A 17,485-nucleotide genomic window follows, 5' to 3' on the forward strand; every position below is an offset into this window, starting at 1 on the left:
ACAGTAAGCATTATTAATAGAAAATACAATAGTTGAAACTCTATTTCTTTTGCCAGAGAAAAGCAGCATGGCTGCCGTTTGCCTATCTACATTTTACCGTAGCAGCTTTGCAATTTCACTGATTTGTAATTGGCCAGGGGTTTGATAGTATATTTCTTTGGCATCTAACATCTCTCGAATCGTATCCAGTAGGGCTTTTTCTTTTTCATGAGGCACCGATGCAGTAAGTTTTTTTAAGTCCTGGTTGCCTTGCCTAATGGCATCCATAATATACTTGCGATGGGCGATCCTATCATTAGGGTCTATCGTTGGGTTTGCCTTTTCTTTGCAGCTATCACATTGGGTACAAATTGCTTCTGTTTCATCGAAGTAATCCAACAAAGTAGCCAAACGGCAGCGCCGGTTATTGGTAACATATTGTATAACCGCTTCTATTTGTTGATAAGCTATTTTATTTTTTTGTTCAATTTTATGAATTGGTAAAGGTAATTCGGAAGCAAGATAGCGGGATGTTAAAAAAGTAATTTGTGGACTTGCTTTTTGAGGGAGGTATTCCAATACCTTTAACCGATGTAAAGCGTATAATTGCTCTTGTACCTTATATTCTGTAAGTTGAATCAACTGAGCTATTTTTTTTTCAAAAACTGTACAATAAGGCGTAAAAAGTGTACCACCATAGAGCCTTAAAAGGGCTTTGATGCATAAATCAAAAGCAGGATGACGCAATTGAAAGGCATACAATGCTTCCCTAGATAGGGGTATATAGATTTTAGATGGCTGGTAATAGGCTTCATTGAGTTGTATAAAACCCTCTGACTCTAATGCTTTTAATCCATAGTAGGCTTCTTTCGTATAGAGTCCGGTTGTCTGTTTAAAATCCGCTAAGTCAAAATCATAGCTTACAAAGGCATGTGAACCTACTGCTATTTTATAGTAATTAACCAGATGCTGGTAGACTTTTCGTACTTGGTCAATAGTGGGATAACTCTCCTTCCATTTTTGTTTTAACTGTGCAATATCTTGTAAATCATACCAAAGAATGGCATAGGCTATGGTATTATTGCGACCTGCCCTGCCTGCTTCTTGGCAATAGGCTTCTAATGAAGTGGGTAGGTCTAAGTGTACTACTAAGGAAACATCTGCTTTATCAATGCCCATACCAAATGCTGCTGTAGCCACCATGGTACGTACTTTGTTTTCACTCCATATGGCTTGTTTCATTGCTCTATCCGCCATGGTTAAACCGGCATGGTAAAAGGCACTGGTGATCCCATTGTTATGCAGAAAAGTAGCGATGGTTTCTGTTTTTTTGCGTGTGTTTACATAGATAATAGCCGGTCCAGAAGTGTGTTGTAAAGCTTTCAGCAGCTGTGCTTCTTTGTGCGCTGTTTTGCGCACCCAATAGACTAGATTGGGTCTATAAAAAGTTTGTGCAAAAAGAAGGGGATGATTGAGTTGTAAACGATCTTTAATATCCTGTTTAACCGCTTTAGTAGCTGTAGCGGTAAAGGCTACAGTGTTGGCCTTTGGAATCATTTGCTTAAACTGCGCAATGTTTAAATAGGAGGGCCTAAAGTCATATCCCCATTGGGAAATACAATGGGCCTCATCTACTACTAGCGTGGTAATAGACATGGTAGGGGCACGAAGCTTAAAGAGGTCTGTCTGTAAGCGTTCTGGGGATACATATAATAACTTCACGTTACCATATACACAATTATCTAGTCTACGCTCTATTTCTACACTAGACATACCTGAAAAAATAGCCTCTGCATGAATGCCTCTCTGGGCAAGTTGGGTGATTTGGTCTTTCATCAGTGCAATAAGGGGTGTAACCACAAGGGTTAAGCCCTCTTTGCATAAAGCTGGTAATTGAAAACAAAGTGACTTTCCACTACCAGTAGGTAAAATAACCAATAGATCTTTACCATCTAATATACCCTTAATGATGGATTCCTGAAGGGGTCTAAAGGAATGATATCCCCAATGGTTGCTTAATAGGTCATAAATATGGTCCATGGTTGGGGGATAGCTTCCTAGCTGATGCAATGTATAGCACACTTTTTGCTTGCTTTACCATAAATGACAAACAATAGAGCGGGCTAGTGCAGAATAGCTATGTATGTAAATTGGATACCAGTCGAAGATAGATTGTTAATGCTTGTATATCTTTGCTATCTTTTGCCTCTAACCCTACTTCATATACAATATCATTGAATAGCTTAATCCCATGTGGGAGCGTTTCTAATAGATCCTTATAACTCAAATTATACAGCTGATCTGCTAGCTGATCTATGATTTTTAGACTTTGTACAATGGCTTCCTGGTTCTTTTTATATTTATATAGCGTACTACATGCCAGTTCTTTCTGGTGCGTTTGCTTAATTTTTTCCCATAGTGTTTGCCCATTAGTATGACAATCTGTGTGCCATTTTTTTATATTAGCTTGACATCGTTGTAGCTTACTAAGCAGTGAATCATATGTTTCTGAAATAAAGCAGATGAACCTGTTGTATGCTAGTTTTTCCTTAGTAAGTAGGATGGACCCTGGGTTATTATAGTGTGCTTTTATGCACGCTTTAAATGCCTGCATCAGCTTAGCATCCGCTTGGACCTTTTTGATTGCCGCTATCAACGCTTGTTCATTGTCTTTTGTGGTTGCCCTTAATAGGTTGCCGAATGCATCATAACAGTTTTCTAAAAGCGTGGTATCACGTTCTTTTTTTAATTTTGCTACTATTGTTACTGTTATTTCTTTAGTAAAGAAGTCATTCCATAGTGTATAGGGCTCTGACTCTGTACCCGTTATACGCCATTCAGGGTTTCGCTTTGCTAGTTTTTGGCTCCAATCAGTAATGGTATCGGGTGTGGATAGTATAAATGCTTCTTCCAATGAATCTAATAGGCCTAACTTATAGGAATTTTGCGTATAATACCCCTCTTCTTCCTCATAGATGTAGGACTTATTTTTACATCCATCTGTACATCTACAGAAAAGAATCAGCACAAAAGTATAACAGAAATATTTTTTCAAATGCATTGTATGGTATCTCATCCCTGCTTAAAAGATTTATTCGATTGCTATTTTAGCATTACTTAATGCCCTATCTAGAATATTAAGCAAGATAGTTTTTTATCTCTTTTTTTCCTATTTCTAGCTTTGCATTTTTATGAATGGGTGCATGGCCTAAGCATCCAGTGGGTGGTTGATTTGTCTGTATACTTTTTTTGTCGTAGTTTTAGAAACTATAGGTATTATACTTTTGCAATTACTTTCACATTTTGATACTTACTTATGGTGCTTGTACAATACTTAAAGAAGTTTTTTCTCTGTTGCCTAATGGGTCTTTTTTTAAGTAGCGTATATGCTCAAGAAGCTAGTGATAGTGCGGAACGTCCTTTTCGCCAAGGAGAATGGTTAGAGTATCAGGTCTACTATGGTGGTTTTATACATGCTGGTACGGCCACTATGTGTGTGGATGAACAGTTGCATAAGCTCGAGGAGCATGTTTGCTATAAGATTCACGTACAAGGTGCCTCTAGTAAGGCATTGGGCCTTTTAGGTTTTAAGGTTTTAGATACATGGGAAACCTATTTAGATGTAGATAAGGCCTATCCATTACGCCCGCATAGATGTGTTGCGCACCTTCAAGAAAACGGCTACCTACGAAAAGAGCAGGTTGACTTTGATTATCAGTCTTATCAAGCTAAGGTAGAAATAACTGAGAGTAGCAAAAATATGGAGCGTGAGGTGAATTATCATCCACTTCCTAGTGCAAAAGACATTAAAGATCTAATTGGTGGCTATTATGCGTTGCGTTCCATTGATACGACAAAACTCAAACCAGGTGATAAGCTTATACTAACCGTTTTACATGATCAGCAGCTTTATGAAGATGTGGACATCTTATTTCTTGGGAAGAAGACCATTGCTACCAAACTAGGCAAAACATCTGCATTGGTTTTTGCCCCCTTAGTACCTATTGAGGATAGCATATTTTCTGGAACGCGTCCAGTGGAAGCATATATTTCGGATGATGTCAACAAAGTGCCTCTGAAATTAAAAGTTAACCTTGTAGTAGGTGCAGTAGAAATCGAACTCACAAACTATAAAGGTTTGAAAGAGGATATTCATTTCCAGCTATCTTAATCTTTATCATTTTGTATCTATATGCGCTCTGACTCTTTTAGTGCACTTCGCCCATTACTCGCATCGCAAAACCTTACTACTATAGTTAGGCAGCTATTGCAGCATATTCAAGCGCAGCAAGATTTAAATGCGTTTGTAAATGTTTATGATCAAGAAATAATAGCAAATGCTGCTGTAGTCAACCAGAAAATAAAAGAAAATAAGGGCGGTCCTTTGGCAGGCATGGTAGTTGGTTTGAAGGATATGATTGCCTACAAAGACCATCCATTGCAAGCGGGTAGTAAAATTTTGACCAATTATATATCGCCTTTTGATGCAACGGTTACAGAACGACTTTTGGCAGCTGACGCATTGATTATTGGCCATCAGAATTGTGATGAGTTTGGTATGGGCTCCTCGTCAGAAAATGCTTATTTCGGTACAGTGCTTAATCCTTTAGATAAAACAAGGGTAGCAGGTGGTTCTTCTGGTGGATCTGCAGCAGCTGTAAAAGCAAAAATGTGTCATGTTTCTATTGGAACAGATACAGGTGGATCTGTTAGGCAACCAGCTGCATTTTGTGGCCTTGTGGGCCTTAAACCTTCTTATGGCAGGGTTTCTAGACATGGCTTGGTGGCTTATGCTTCTTCTTTTGATACAGCTGGCATCTTTGCGCATACCGTAGAAGATTGTGCGGGTGTACTAGAGGTCATAGCGGGTCCTGATGCATTTGATGATACCGCAGCCGATCGAGCAGTTCCGCGTTATACCAATGCGTTGCCTGAATCAGGACGTTATAAAGTAGCCTGCTTAGCAGGAACACTTAGCCATGATGGGTTACAGCCAGAAATAAAAGCACATACATTGCGTGGCTTGGAACTTTTGAAAAAAGAGGGCCATCAAGTAGACCATGTCCATTTTGAACTACTCAAATATGCACTACCTACTTACTATATATTGGTGAATGCGGAAGCAAGTACCAATCTAGCACGCTTTGATGGCATTCGGTATGGCTATCGCAGCAGTTATGCTACCACACTGGAGGAAGTCTATATCAAGACAAGAACGGAAGGTTTTGCTAAGGAGGTAAAAAAGCGGATTATGCTGGGTTCCTTTGTGCTCAGTGCCTCTCAATGTGAGACACACTATGTTAAAGCCCTAAAAGTACGTAACCTGATTAAAAAGGCTTTGCAAGATATCTTGAACCAGTATGATTTTATCATATTGCCTACCACTACTACTACTGCTTTTCGGGTGAATAGTTTTGCAAACAATCCAATATCCATGTATTGGAGTGACCTCTATACCGTGTTAGCATCGGTAGCTGGTTTGCCGGCTATTTCTTTACCTAATGGAGTAGATAATAAGGATTTGCCCATTGGCATTCAAATCATTGGTAATTATTTTGAGGAGGCTAAGCTGCTTGCTTTTTCAAGTCACTTTGAGGCTATTGTACAATAGGCAAAAAAACATGGTTCGTTGTGCTTGTCTTGGGTAATATGACCAAAAGGCTCAATGGGTATATTTTTTTATTGCGTAACATAGCTATGGTCTATTTTGCATAGTGGCTGTAGCGTGTAACATTTTAAATGATTGATTGTATGAAAGTTCCAATTATGAACCAATCCAACCATCCATTACCTGCCTATGCTACACTAGGGGCTAGTGGCATGGATTTACGTGCTTGTACCCCTATCCCTATTGCTTTGACGCCTGGACAAAGGGTACTGATTGCCACCGGTCTTTATATGGCTTTACCACAAGGTTATGAGGCTCAAGTAAGGCCACGTAGTGGCTTGGCGTTACACCATGGCATTACCGTTTTAAATAGCCCTGGAACTATTGATGCAGATTACAGAGGGGAAATAAAAGTATTGCTTATTAACCTCTCTGATCAGCCCTTTGTAGTCCAAGATGGAGATAGAATTGCACAGCTAGTAGTGGCCAACTGTGCCTCCGTTCAGTGGCAAGTAGTATCTGGTCTAGACCAAACCGATAGGGGAACGGGAGGTCATGGCAGTACCGGTAAAGACTAATCAGGTACGTTTTGCATGATTGCATCTAAGAGGTCACATAGCGCTGTATAGGTGGTAGCCGTTACCAAGCTGGATCGGTATGCTTTTATGCCAGCCACCCCTCGAAAGTAATTGGTATAGTGGCGCCTCATTTCTAATATGCCTGTGCGTTCTCCTTTCCACTGTATGGCATGGACCAGATGTTTTTTTACCGTTTGAATCCGCTCCGTTAGGGTAGGAGGGGGCAGTAGGTTGCCTGTTGCGTGGTAGTGTTTAATTTCTCTAAAAATCCAAGGGTAACCAATACTGGCACGGCCAATCATAATACCATCTACGCCATATTTATTTTTATAGGCAACTGCCTTAGCAGGACTATCAATGTCCCCATTCCCAAAAATGGGAATATGAATACTAGGATCTGCCTTTACCGCTGCAATATAGCTCCAGTCTGCTGATCCTTTGTACATTTGTTGTCGGGTTCTGCCATGAATGGTGACAGCCTGTACACCAACATCTTGAAGGCGTTGCACGACTTCAAGAATTTTAATCGATTGGTGGTCCCATCCTAAGCGCGTTTTGACCGTAACTGGGACGGAGACTTGTTTGACAATTTCTGCCGCCATGGCCTGCATTTTAGGAAGATCTAAGAGAATACCAGCACCCGCTCCTTTACAAGCCACCTGTTTAACCGGACAACCATAATTGATGTCCAATAAAGTAGGTTGGGCCCTTTCTACAATAGCAGCCGCTTCTCGCATTACTTCTATTACATCCCCAAAGATTTGTATCCCAATAGGGCGTTCTGCTTCATATATTTCCAATTTTTTTACACTTTTGGTTGCATCTCTAATCAATCCTTCGGAGGAAATAAACTCCGTATACATCAGATCTGCACCATGTGCTTTGCATATGGCTCGAAAGGGAGGATCACTCACCTCTTCCATAGGTGCCAATAAAAGGGGAAAATCACCTAATAGACAATCTCCAATTTGTAACATAAATAGAATTCCTTTAAATTTCTCGATCGTCTGCTACAAATCTACGCTTAAAGTTGGCATTTCCCATCTGTGCAAAGAGGGCTTGCGCATAGCTAATGGATAAAATAATACAAAGTGGACCAAAATAAAGATTTCTTACGGCTATTTTTTGGGTATATACAGAATATATGCGTAATTTAGCTATGTTGGCAGCTGAACTATTGTGGCTTAGATGGAAAAGTATAATAGTGCCATTTAAATAGTGGGTTACTACCCTATTTAATATAGAATGGTTATAGTAGTAATTTACTATAATTAAATTTAGATTTCTAGCCTAATTGATATATTTTTTTGTACGTTGTGTTGGTATAGCAACTAGTTCCTCATAGGAAAGGATAGATGTTAGGGCCTGTAGCTCAGCTGGTTAGAGCGCTACACTGATAATGTAGAGGTCCGCGGTTCAAGTCCGCGCAGGCCCACGCCCATGCAGACAAAAATAATCTTATCAAAAGGCTATATAAGCTTCCCCTGTTGGTTTTGTGGTTCTTTATATAATCCATGTTATTTTTTTAAATCAAAATGAGACTAAAGCATTTTATTAAGCAAGTGGTTACGGTTGCTGTGGGGTTTCTGATCTCTTTGCTAGCCTTATCTGGCATAGTTGTGTTTGGACTGTTAAAGTTAACGTCTAAGGACTCGAGTCAAGTAGAAAATAATTCAGTGCTGGCCCTCAATATGCACGGGCGTATGATTGAGTGGATGCCTGTATCATTGTTTGGTTCTAATGGAGAAATTATAGATTTTAAAGTAGTGCAAAATGCTATCCACCAGGCAACAAAAGATAGTCGTATTGCTGCCATTTACTTGAATGTATCCTATCTGAATGCAGGATTAGCTGCTTTAGAGGAAGTTAGAGAGGCATTATTGAATTTTAAAAAGCAAGGTAAAACCATCATCGCCTATGCAGATTTTTATACCCAGCAGTCCTATTATTTGGCTTCTGTAGCAAATGAGATCCTACTCAGCCCCAGTGGTTTCTTAGCATTCAAAGGCTTTTCTGTAACTGTTGATTTCTATACAAGGCTTTGTGCGCATCTCTCTGTAAAGCCAGTTATCTTTCGTATTGGGGACTATAAGAGCGCAGTGGAACCTTTCTGTTTGACTAAGATGAGTGAGGAAAGTAGAAAGGATACGCAAGCATATCTTCAGCCTCAATATGAACACTTTTTAACTCAAATAGGCCGTTCTAGAAGCATAGCAGTTGCAGCGCTTAAAGAACATGCTAATCATCTTTCAGCTGTTTTACCTAATGATGCCCTTCGTGCTGGCTTAATTACTAAAGTGGGCTACGAAACAGACGCTAAAAAGTTGCTCAAAGCAAAGCTACAGTCTCCCCCTTTGGTCAACTATAAAGCGTATGGTGCATTAAAAACTCCATCTGATTCGGTCGACAAGATTGCCGTTCTAATGGCTGAAGGGGTAATTGTGGATGGATCAAGTGGTGCTGGTTATATTGGTGCGCATGATGTTGTTAAAGCGCTAAAGGTTATTCGGGAAGATAGTAGGATCAAGGCTTTAGTCTTGCGTATTAATTCACCAGGGGGTGGTGTAATGGCTTCAGATATCATCTGGAAAGCAATAGAAGAAGTGAAAGCCGTTAAGCCCGTTGTAGCTTCTATGTCTTGCGTGGCTGCTTCTGGTGGCTATGCTATTGCAGCGCCTTGTCACTATATTTTTGCACAACCCACTACGATTACAGGTTCGATTGGCATTTTCGGTATATTTCCTGATTCAACTGCATTGATGCATAAGATAGGTATTGACCGTGATGTAGTCAAGACAGCGCCTTCTGCAGACTGTTTTACACCTAGGTTAAGCTTTTCTGAGCTAGAGTCTAAACTCATGTATAAAATTTTACAGTTCAATTATGATGAGTTTTTGAGTAAGGTAGCCGATGGGCGTAGGCTTAGTGTAGCATGTGTAGAAAAATTAGCGGGTGGTAGGGTATACACGGGTTCAGTAGCTCAAAGCAATGGGCTTGTGGATGAATTAGGTGGATTAGATGCCGCTATTGCTAAAGCTGCATCTTTAGCAAAATTACCACAAGGGTATGGTATTTGTTATTTTCCTCGCTCTAAAACAAAATTGGAGCAGTTGCTAAATTATACTACGCATACGATTAAAATGGAGGTATGTGATGCCTTAGTACAAGGATACCCTATCTTGAATCATTATAGAATCCTATCTAAATCACATGGCGTACAAGCCATATTTCCTTATACAATTGATATGGATTAAAATCACCCGATCTATATAGGTGAATGTTAGACCTTGGCCTGGACAGAATAGCTGTTTAGGCTAGCCTCACAACTATTTTTAATTGCTTGTATGCTACCTACAGGGCAGTTTACTATTCCAAAGCATGAACCAATAAATAGTGAAAAAAGAGTATAAAGACTTGTTATACAAGCTATTACTTACTAAAGTTGGGACGTAGTACATTAGATCAATTCTTGATAGTAGTCAATAGTTGATTGCATCAAATCAAGTCAGATGCGTTCCTATCTCAGGATCATACTTTGAATGGTTTTATACCTTGCGTCTTACCCTTTGTTACAAATATGCACGTCACTAGGCCAGATAAAATCCTTTTGAGGGTTTTTATTATCTTCTTTCTAAGCATAACCAGGTAAACAGCTGTAAGCTTGTAAGTGGGCATAGCCGGACAGCCGTTTTTGATTGTTTTTCTTACTTTTTTACTCCTTTCTAACCTCGCTATTGATGCATAAAACTACTCAATAGCCCCTTCTTTTTATATTGTTTGTTTTGAAAATTTTTCATATTCTTAAAACATCCAGGCTAAACAACCCATTAGTGATCAGGTCTCTGGTAAAAGTACTTTTATCTTAAGTGTTATCTAGAGCCTTTATACCAGGTGTTTTACAGAGCGTAGTATATCCAAGGTTAATAAGTCGTTATGCTTCTTGTTTTCTCTCTATTTTTGAAATGCTTTATATATAGTTGTAGTAGTCTAGTTGGGTCTAGTATGATGACGGATGGAGGTTATGATAATCCTAGAGCTATTGCCTCTGTTTTACAAAATGGAAAAATCAATACTACCTCAGTTGGTAAGCATGATATACTATCATGGGATGATATTAAAGATTTATTAAGTCGAATGGATCCATTACACGAAATCCAACGTCTTTTAAATAATTATGGTGTGTTGGGTATTGAAGATCTAAAAAAAATTTTGAGTATAGAAAATGAATACGGAGAGAATATATTACATGATGCATCCAACAATAATCAACCAGATATACTGAATATATTCAGAGAACCACTGTACGATAACCATTGTCCTGACATTTTACAGGCAGAAGATAAAAATGGTCATACTCCACTTATTATTTCGGCTTACAGGGGTTATCTGCTTTGTGTTAAAGCACTTGTATGTAGTGGGCGGCTAGAACAAACTCAATTAGAAGTTGCTTGTCAGTTTGCAGACGCTTTTGGGCATAAAGATGTGGTTGAATTCTTAAGGACTATAGCCAAGAATCATTTCGTATGTATGGATAATAAATGCATTAAATCTTACGCTTCTGCAGATGCTTTAGAACTCCATGAACAAGTACACACAGGTACAAAATGTTATAGTGCAGATAGGCCATTCATCTGTACCTTTCAGCAATGTGAAAAAACATTCAAAACGAAGGCAAATTTAACCCAACACAATAAATGCCACAGCGAAGATAAACCATTCATCTGTACCTTTCAGCAATGTGAAAAAACATTCAAAACGAAGGTAAATTTAACCCAACACAATAAATGCCACAGCGAAGATAAACCATTCATCTGTACCTTTCAAGAATGCGGAAAAACATTCAAAAGGAAATATGAAGTAGACCGACATCTAAAACAGCATAGCGAGGATGAGCCGTTCATCTGTACCTTTCAGCAATGTGAAAAAAAATTCAAAACGAAGGATAACTTAACCCAACACAATAAGTGCCATACCAAAGATAGGCCGTTCATCTGTACCTTTCAGCAATGTAAAAAAACATTCAAAACGCAGAAGGACTTAACCCAACACAATAAGCGCCACAACGAAGATAAACCATTCATCTGTACCTTTCAGCAATGTAAAAAAACATTCAAAACGAAGGAAGATTTAACCCAACACAATAAGCGCCATACCGAATATAAGCCGTTCACCTGTACTTTTCAGCAATGTGGAAAAAAATTCAAAACGAAAGATGAAGTAAACCAACATAATAAATGCCACATCAAATATAAACCATTCATCTGTACCTTTCAGCAATGTAAAAAAACATTCAAAACGCAGAAGGGCTTAAACCAACACAATAAACGCCACAGTATAGATAGACCGGTCACCTGTATCGTTCAAGGTAAAGGGTAGCTTACACAATGATCGTAGCATATATACAAAAGAAAATCAGCCTATTTTACAATAATATATGAATGGAGGAGGGTGAGGGATTCGAACCCTCGGTACCGTTAAAAGTACCACGGTTTTCAAGACCGTTGCATTAAACCACTCTGCCAACCCTCCCAAAAATAAAGTATCTGTTCACGTTACTGGTTAATAATGATTTTTATCCCACTTATTTCTTGATAAAAAAGTGGTCAAAAAAATCAAGCCCTCGGTAAAAAGTCGCAGAAAGTGGCATTTTACCGAGGGCGTTTTTTTAACGAAAAAAACCAGTGACTTGAACAGATACCTAATAAAAACCACGCACTGAGACCATATCGCAATATTACGAAAAAAATACACCCTATAAAAGGGCATTTACCTTACCCAGGCTAGGTGTATCATACAATATTATTCTATACTTGTTCCATTTAAATCTGTCATATCCTCTGTATCTTTCACATTTTTTAGTGGTGTGAGTCCTCCAGAAAAATTAAACTTCATCACTTCAGAGCCAGGTATATCCAAAGGTGTGAGCAATTCTGGAGGAACGATAACAAGGATACCAGCTAAGTCATATGCATTAGGCAGATAAACGGCTATATGATTAGGCATAGCAAGCACCTCTAAAGATTCTTTTGTAATAAACCCTATTCTATAAACCTGAGTGGTTTTATTGGTTAGAACAATAACAGGCTTATTAAACTTTCCTTTGCTGTTTACAAAAGCTGAAGTAAAATCCTTTAAGTAAGAATAAAGTGCACGAATAAATGGAACTTTTTTGATGAGCCCTTCTGTGAATCCAAATATCGATTTAACCAGTAAGGTAGTACCTATGTACCCCAATAGTGTTATGGAGGCTACGACAATAAACATGCCAAGGCCTGGGATACTAAGGCTAACAAATCCATCTACCTTCAGCAATACCACTGAAATTAAATATAGAGTTCCCCCTAATGGAATAATCAATAGTAACCCTCTAAAAAAATAAAGTATCAACCGATTAATAAGTGGCTGTTCCGTGTTCATCGTTTCAACATTATAAATGTAAAGCAGCCTAATCCTAGAGTATATAAGCCCAATTTTAAGAAAAAATATGATTCTAAACAATAGACGTTCGGCCCTATCTTTTAGCAATAGATGTTAAAGTAAAAGATTTATAATTATATATATACAATTGATAATGAGCATCTGTACATATAGAACCAAATTTTATTTGGCCTTATATGCGATTATGCGGATCGAAAATGAGAGAAAGTCATGTTTTATTTTTAAAGTTTTTATTTAATATTTATGTATTTTATTCTGGTTATCTTATAAATTAATTTTTAATGTAAATAATATTTGGTCTTATTACGGCTAGTTTATATGTATTCAGGTCATGTCACCCACTGGAGCGCATACCCAATGGTGCCAAATTAAGGGAAATTGTATCTGTCGTACGTTCAAGTCACTATTTTTTGTACTAAAAGAATAACGCCCCTGTAAAAAGTCGCGGTATAGCAAGTGGCATCATGCAAATGATTTGGAAAAGTAGTTTCCTTTTAAAATCATAAACGTTGATTTTATTTATATTTTTATTTGATTTTCAATATAAAAAATTATTTAGCCTAGACTAAATAATTTTTTATACCAGGCTAAAAATAGAGGTTTTTATCACAAAGACAGGCTGTAGCCCTATTTTTGCTTATTGATATTTAGACATATCTAAATATTTATTTAAATTTGGCTAAAATTAAATTTTTATGAAACATACACATGCAGAAGAGAATTATTTAAAAGCCATTTATATGCTTTCGGAAAGGCAAGAGACGTTGGTTGCCACTACGGCTATGGCCGAGTTTTTACATACCAGTGCTGCATCCATTACCGATATGATGCAAAAACTACATAATAAGGGGTTGGTGATCTACCGTAAATATCAAGGTGTAATGTTGACAGAAGTAGGGAAGCAATCTGCTATAAAGATTTTGCGCAAACATTTGCTTTGGGAGGTTTTCTTAGTAGATAAATTAAAATTTGGGTGGAGTGAAATAGATGAGATAGCAGAGCAGTTAGAGCATATTGACTCCGATATCTTGATTGATCGATTAGACCATTTTCTAGGTAATCCATATTGTAATCCTCATGGTATAGTGATTCCAAATGCCCATGGAAGTATTGTAGCCAAGCCTAGATTATTGATGACAGATCTAGATGAGGGAGCAAGTGGCATAATCAGTGCCATTAAAGATGATTCAGCTTCTTTTTTACAATATTTAGGTAAAAGAAATATCTATTTAGGGGCTAAAATCACCGTTGTTGAAAAAATTCAATTCGATGAATCTATGGATGTAACTATTGATCACCAGTATAAAATTAATATATCCCGTAAGATAACAGATCACATTTTAATAACTTTATAACATTGACTATGCTAGCTATTTTTTTTAAATGCCTATTGTCTAATAAGTACAAGATTTTTTGTTTGTTTTTTTGTTTAAGCCTATTTGCGTGTGCTGGTCATACTACGGACCAACCATTTACTATTTTAACCACCACAGGTATGCTCGGAGATGCTGTTAAAAACATTGTAAAAGAGGATGCACAAGTGGTCAGCCTTATGGGGCCTGGTATAGATCCGCATACCTATCAAACGACTCAAAAAGATGTGCAACAGCTTAGGTGTGCAAGTATGATATTTTATAATGGTCTTGACTTAGAGGGAAAAATGACGAATTTGTTGAAAGAAGTCGCCAAAGATAAAGCGGTGTATGCGGTTAGTGATGCCCTGAATAAAACAGCGCTACTATGTGATGGTCCTGTTGGGATAGACCCCCATATCTGGTTTGATGTCAATATATGGAAACAGATAGTTGGTTTTATTAGCCAAAAGCTACAAGCAGCCAGGCCTGAATCAGCGGCTTATTATAAAAGTAATACATTGGCTTATATGGAAGAACTAACGCAGTTACATCAATCGGTTACTGCTCAAATTCAATCTATTCCAGAAAAACAGCGGGTATTGATTACGGCACATGATGCTTTTGGTTACTTTGGCAAGGCTTATGGTATAGAAGTAGTTGGTTTACAGGGTATTTCTACTGTATCTGAGTGTGGGTTACAAGATATTAAACGCATTGTAGACCTTATTATCAATCGGAATGTTAAAGCGGTTTTTTTTGAAACGTCTGTTTCAGACAAATCTATGCGGGCGGTACTGGAAGGGTGTGCCCGTTATGGGCATAAGGTAACGGTAGGAGGGTACCTCTATTCAGATGCGCTTGGTGCGCCTGATACCTTAGAAGGTAGCTATTGTGGGATGATCCACACCAATACTACAACAATTGTCAATGCATTAAGATAAAGTGTGTATCTAAGAACGCAGTCTAAAAGGTCATAATTTTTATCTATAGAATAGCAAATTTCTAGGGAAAAAGTTAGCTTTGCATTGCCTGCTCATAAAATTATAAAGCGTGCAATCGCATGGGGTGTATAATCTTAAATATAATGTTCTGTATGATAGCCAACTTTACTAGATGCATGTGGTCGAATTTGTATAAAGTTTTTTGTTTATTGGCTTGTTGGCTTTTATCCTCTTGTTTGGAGACTACTATGAATGAAAAATTTATTATTTTAACTACTACGGGTATATTAGGAGATGCTATTAAAAATATTGTAAAAGGGGATGCGCATGTAGATGTGGTTAGCCTTATGGGGCCTGGTATAGATCCGCATATGTACCAAACTACTCCAAAAGATGTGCAACAGTTTAGGCGCGCGCGTATCATATTTTATAATGGTCTTGATTTAGAAGACAAAATGAAAGATCTTTTGGCTAAAGAAAGGAAAGCGTATGCAGTTAGTGAAGCCATCAATAAAGCACAGCTATTATTTGAGGATATGTTCCCTGTTGGCATAGATCCCCATATCTGGTTTGATGTAAAGCTATGGAAACAAGTGGTTGGTTTTATCAGTCAAAAGTTGCAAGAAGTCAGACCTGAATCAGCGGTTTACTATCAAAATAATACCTTGGCGTATATGGAAGTACTAGAGCAATTGCATCAATCGGTTACTGAACAGATTCAATCTATTCCAGAAAAACAGCGGGTATTGATTACGGCACATGATGCTTTTGGTTATTTTGGTAAAGCTTATGATATAGAAGTAGTTGGTTTGCAGGGTATTTCTACTGTATCTGAGTGTGGGTTACAAGATATCAAACGCATTGTAGCGCTTATTATAAAACGAAATGTTAAAGCGGTTTTTTTTGAAACATCTGTTTCAGACAAATCTATGCGGGCGGTACTGGAAGGGTGTGCCAATTATGGGCATGAGGTAGTAGTAGGGGGGTGTCTTTACTCAGATGCACTGGGTGCACCTAATACTTTAGCAGGAACCTATTGTGGCATGGTTCGTGCCAATGCTACAACCATTGTTAATGCACTCAAATAAGCATCATGCAGACAGAAAAGCATATCGTAACCATAAAGGATTTAACCGTTGGCTATGCAAACAGCAAAACTGTCTTGGAAGAAGTTAGTTTTGATTTACCATCCCATAAAATTATTGGAATCATAGGTCCAAATGGGGCAGGAAAATCTACCCTATTGAAGGCTGCTATGGGGCTTGTTCCCTATCAAAAGGGTGAAATAAAATTATTGGGCGCACCTATCCATAAGGTAAGAAGGTGTATCAGTTATGTGCCTCAAAAGGAATCCGTAGATTGGGATTTCCCTGCGTCTGTTTTTGACATTGCGCTTTTGGGCAGGTATAATAGATTGGGATTTTTTGAACGTCCTAATAAAAAAGATAAAGCTATAGCTATGCAGTGCTTAGAGGAGTTAGGCATAGCACACCTTGCCAAGCGCCAAATTGGCGAACTATCTGGAGGGCAACAACAACGCGTATTTTTAGCCAGGGCATTGGCACAAGATGCAGCATTGTATTTTATGGATGAACCTTTTACAGGTATAGATGTGACTACAGAGAAAATGGTTATTAGGCTTTTAAAAAACATGGTAGCGGCAGGAAAAACAATTGTGGTCGTACACCATGATTTGGGGTCCGTACATAGCTATTTTGATTGGCTGATATTACTGAATCATAAGCTTATAGCTTCTGGTGATACAAAAAAGGTTTTTACAGCTGATTTATTAGAAAAAACATATGGTAGCAGATTCCCTTGTTTTCAAGCGTACTCAAACAAGTGTCCATTATAACAGGATAGGTGCTAACTTTTTAAGAAGTTAGCTATTTTCGCTAGTTTTTCATCTGATTCTCGCGCCGCATCATGAGAGGAAATATAGCCAGGGTAGCTAGCAAATTTAGTTTTAATATTGTGTGATACCCTTTTTTGCCAACTACCACCTTTCGTTCCATGCAGAGGGATTAATTTAGCATGTAAATGATTGACCCCATATCCTTCAAATATAAGGGCTGTTCTGGCAACAGTTGGAAACCTACGAACCAATAAGTCGGATACTTCTTTAGCGGCTCCCATTAACCCATTGATTTCTTCTGATGTATGATCAAAAATATAGCTGCTCAGATGGCGTTTAGGTATTACTACTGTAAATCCTTCTGTGTTAGGAAATATGGATAAAAAAGCCATATAATTGTTATCTTCCCATATTTGATGACAAGGTGCTAACCCAGCTACGATTTCACAAAAGATACATGTTTGTGTGGGTAGATCAGTAGGCATGTGCATAATGGCTGAGTGATATTTGTTTGCAAGTGTTTTAAACATCGTATCTATTCAAGTCACTGGTTTTTTGTTAAAAGAATAGCGCTCCTGTAAAAAGTCGAGATGCAGCAAGTGGCATCTGACAGATGATTGTAAAAAATAGTTTCCTTTGAAGTCCCCAAAAAGGGGGCTTGCTGTTTTTTCAGCTGTAGGATACCACTTTCAGCGACTTTCTACCGAGGGCTTGATTTTTTACACTTTTTT

At 38.1% G+C, this 17,485-nt stretch carries 14 protein-coding genes and 2 tRNA genes; 10 read left to right on the plus strand and 6 right to left on the minus strand.

Annotated features, from left to right (window positions below):
* Positions 1–93: 93 nt before the first annotated feature.
* Together CE557_RS00520 and CE557_RS00525 are read right to left on the minus strand one after the other, a co-directional pair.
* Positions 94–2,019 carry a RecQ family ATP-dependent DNA helicase gene (locus CE557_RS00520; RefSeq protein WP_114910456.1) on the minus strand — a complete coding sequence of 642 codons (1,926 nt, stop codon included), beginning with the start codon at positions 2,017–2,019 and terminating at the stop codon, positions 94–96.
* Positions 2,020–2,116: 97 nt separating this feature from the next.
* Positions 2,117–3,055 (minus strand): hypothetical protein, encoded by a 939-nt coding sequence (locus CE557_RS00525; protein WP_162789897.1) that lies wholly within the window; start codon positions 3,053–3,055, stop codon positions 2,117–2,119.
* 240 nt (positions 3,056–3,295) lie between these two features.
* On the opposite strand from CE557_RS00525, the gene CE557_RS00530 reads away from it, so the two are divergent.
* From CE557_RS00530 to dut, 3 genes are all read left to right on the plus strand, one after another.
* Positions 3,296–4,150: a DUF3108 domain-containing protein gene (locus tag CE557_RS00530; protein WP_114909692.1), complete on the plus strand. Its 855-nt coding sequence runs from the start codon at positions 3,296–3,298 to the stop codon at positions 4,148–4,150.
* Between the two features lie 21 nt (positions 4,151–4,171).
* Complete coding sequence (gene gatA, locus CE557_RS00535; RefSeq protein WP_223245905.1) at positions 4,172–5,590, plus strand: Asp-tRNA(Asn)/Glu-tRNA(Gln) amidotransferase subunit GatA; 1,419 nt, start codon at positions 4,172–4,174, stop codon at positions 5,588–5,590.
* Positions 5,591–5,730: 140 nt separating this feature from the next.
* Positions 5,731–6,165: a dUTP diphosphatase gene (gene dut / locus CE557_RS00540; RefSeq protein ID WP_114909694.1), complete on the plus strand. Its 435-nt coding sequence runs from the start codon at positions 5,731–5,733 to the stop codon at positions 6,163–6,165.
* Here dut and dusB read toward each other — a convergent pair.
* The gene (gene dusB, locus CE557_RS00545; RefSeq protein ID WP_114909695.1) at positions 6,162–7,142 is read right to left on the minus strand and encodes a tRNA dihydrouridine synthase DusB; all 981 of its coding nucleotides are present in this window, start codon (positions 7,140–7,142) and stop codon (positions 6,162–6,164) included. The two genes, dut and dusB, sit on opposite strands and share 4 nt — an antisense overlap.
* Before the next feature lie 384 nt (positions 7,143–7,526).
* On the opposite strand from dusB, the gene CE557_RS00550 reads away from it, so the two are divergent.
* The 3 genes from CE557_RS00550 to CE557_RS00560 all read left to right on the plus strand — a co-directional run bounded on the left by CE557_RS00550 (position 7,527) and on the right by CE557_RS00560 (position 11,541).
* A tRNA-Ile gene (locus CE557_RS00550) sits at positions 7,527–7,600 on the plus strand.
* A 100-nt stretch (positions 7,601–7,700) separates the two neighbouring features.
* Positions 7,701–9,419 (plus strand): signal peptide peptidase SppA, encoded by a 1,719-nt coding sequence (gene sppA / locus CE557_RS00555; protein ID WP_114909696.1) that lies wholly within the window; start codon positions 7,701–7,703, stop codon positions 9,417–9,419.
* A gap of 748 nt (positions 9,420–10,167) precedes the next feature.
* Positions 10,168–11,541, plus strand: coding sequence for a C2H2-type zinc finger protein (locus tag CE557_RS00560; protein ID WP_162789898.1), 1,374 nt, complete (start codon positions 10,168–10,170; stop codon positions 11,539–11,541).
* 63 nt (positions 11,542–11,604) lie between these two features.
* On the opposite strand, the gene CE557_RS00565 is transcribed toward CE557_RS00560, so the two are convergent.
* Both CE557_RS00565 and CE557_RS00570 read right to left on the minus strand, forming a co-directional pair.
* Positions 11,605–11,694, minus strand: a tRNA-Ser gene (locus tag CE557_RS00565).
* A gap of 270 nt (positions 11,695–11,964) precedes the next feature.
* On the minus strand, positions 11,965–12,582 hold the full coding sequence (locus tag CE557_RS00570; protein WP_114909698.1) for a DUF502 domain-containing protein: 618 nt from the start codon (positions 12,580–12,582) through the stop codon (positions 11,965–11,967).
* 716 nt (positions 12,583–13,298) lie between these two features.
* On the opposite strand from CE557_RS00570, the gene CE557_RS00575 reads away from it, so the two are divergent.
* From CE557_RS00575 to CE557_RS00590, 4 genes are all read left to right on the plus strand, one after another.
* Positions 13,299–13,958, plus strand: coding sequence for a metal-dependent transcriptional regulator (locus CE557_RS00575; RefSeq protein WP_114909699.1), 660 nt, complete (start codon positions 13,299–13,301; stop codon positions 13,956–13,958).
* 8 nt (positions 13,959–13,966) lie between these two features.
* Positions 13,967–14,899, plus strand: coding sequence for a metal ABC transporter solute-binding protein, Zn/Mn family (locus tag CE557_RS00580; RefSeq protein ID WP_114909700.1), 933 nt, complete (start codon positions 13,967–13,969; stop codon positions 14,897–14,899).
* A 248-nt stretch (positions 14,900–15,147) separates the two neighbouring features.
* Positions 15,148–15,987 (plus strand): metal ABC transporter solute-binding protein, Zn/Mn family, encoded by an 840-nt coding sequence (locus tag CE557_RS00585; RefSeq protein WP_223245906.1) that lies wholly within the window; start codon positions 15,148–15,150, stop codon positions 15,985–15,987.
* Positions 15,988–15,992: 5 nt separating this feature from the next.
* Positions 15,993–16,754 (plus strand): metal ABC transporter ATP-binding protein, encoded by a 762-nt coding sequence (locus tag CE557_RS00590; RefSeq protein ID WP_162789899.1) that lies wholly within the window; start codon positions 15,993–15,995, stop codon positions 16,752–16,754.
* 11 nt (positions 16,755–16,765) lie between these two features.
* Here CE557_RS00590 and CE557_RS00595 read toward each other — a convergent pair whose 3' ends face one another.
* A complete protein-coding gene (locus tag CE557_RS00595; protein WP_223245907.1) occupies positions 16,766–17,284 on the minus strand; it encodes an HIT family protein in 519 nt (172 codons plus the stop codon).
* Positions 17,285–17,485 lie beyond the last annotated feature (201 nt).

Source organism: Cardinium endosymbiont of Sogatella furcifera (assembly GCF_003351905.1).
Lineage (GTDB): Bacteria > Bacteroidota > Bacteroidia > Cytophagales > Amoebophilaceae > Cardinium.

What these genes read in the sequence shown, in the direction of transcription:
- CE557_RS00520 (WP_114910456.1), bottom strand. Translation starts at nt 2,019, where the DNA reads ATGGACCATATTTATGACCTATTAAGCAACCATTGGGGATATCATTCC.
- CE557_RS00525 (WP_162789897.1), bottom strand. Translation starts at nt 3,055, where the DNA reads ATGAGATACCATACAATGCATTTGAAAAAATATTTCTGTTATACTTTT.
- CE557_RS00530 (WP_114909692.1), top strand. Translation starts at nt 3,296, where the DNA reads ATGGTGCTTGTACAATACTTAAAGAAGTTTTTTCTCTGTTGCCTAATG.
- gatA (WP_223245905.1), top strand. Translation starts at nt 4,172, where the DNA reads ATGCGCTCTGACTCTTTTAGTGCACTTCGCCCATTACTCGCATCGCAA.
- dut (WP_114909694.1), top strand. Translation starts at nt 5,731, where the DNA reads ATGAAAGTTCCAATTATGAACCAATCCAACCATCCATTACCTGCCTAT.
- dusB (WP_114909695.1), bottom strand. Translation starts at nt 7,142, where the DNA reads ATGTTACAAATTGGAGATTGTCTATTAGGTGATTTTCCCCTTTTATTG.
- sppA (WP_114909696.1), top strand. Translation starts at nt 7,701, where the DNA reads ATGAGACTAAAGCATTTTATTAAGCAAGTGGTTACGGTTGCTGTGGGG.
- CE557_RS00560 (WP_162789898.1), top strand. Translation starts at nt 10,168, where the DNA reads ATGATGACGGATGGAGGTTATGATAATCCTAGAGCTATTGCCTCTGTT.
- CE557_RS00570 (WP_114909698.1), bottom strand. Translation starts at nt 12,582, where the DNA reads ATGAACACGGAACAGCCACTTATTAATCGGTTGATACTTTATTTTTTT.
- CE557_RS00575 (WP_114909699.1), top strand. Translation starts at nt 13,299, where the DNA reads ATGAAACATACACATGCAGAAGAGAATTATTTAAAAGCCATTTATATG.
- CE557_RS00580 (WP_114909700.1), top strand. Translation starts at nt 13,967, where the DNA reads ATGCTAGCTATTTTTTTTAAATGCCTATTGTCTAATAAGTACAAGATT.
- CE557_RS00585 (WP_223245906.1), top strand. Translation starts at nt 15,148, where the DNA reads ATGAATGAAAAATTTATTATTTTAACTACTACGGGTATATTAGGAGAT.
- CE557_RS00590 (WP_162789899.1), top strand. Translation starts at nt 15,993, where the DNA reads ATGCAGACAGAAAAGCATATCGTAACCATAAAGGATTTAACCGTTGGC.
- CE557_RS00595 (WP_223245907.1), bottom strand. Translation starts at nt 17,284, where the DNA reads ATGTTTAAAACACTTGCAAACAAATATCACTCAGCCATTATGCACATG.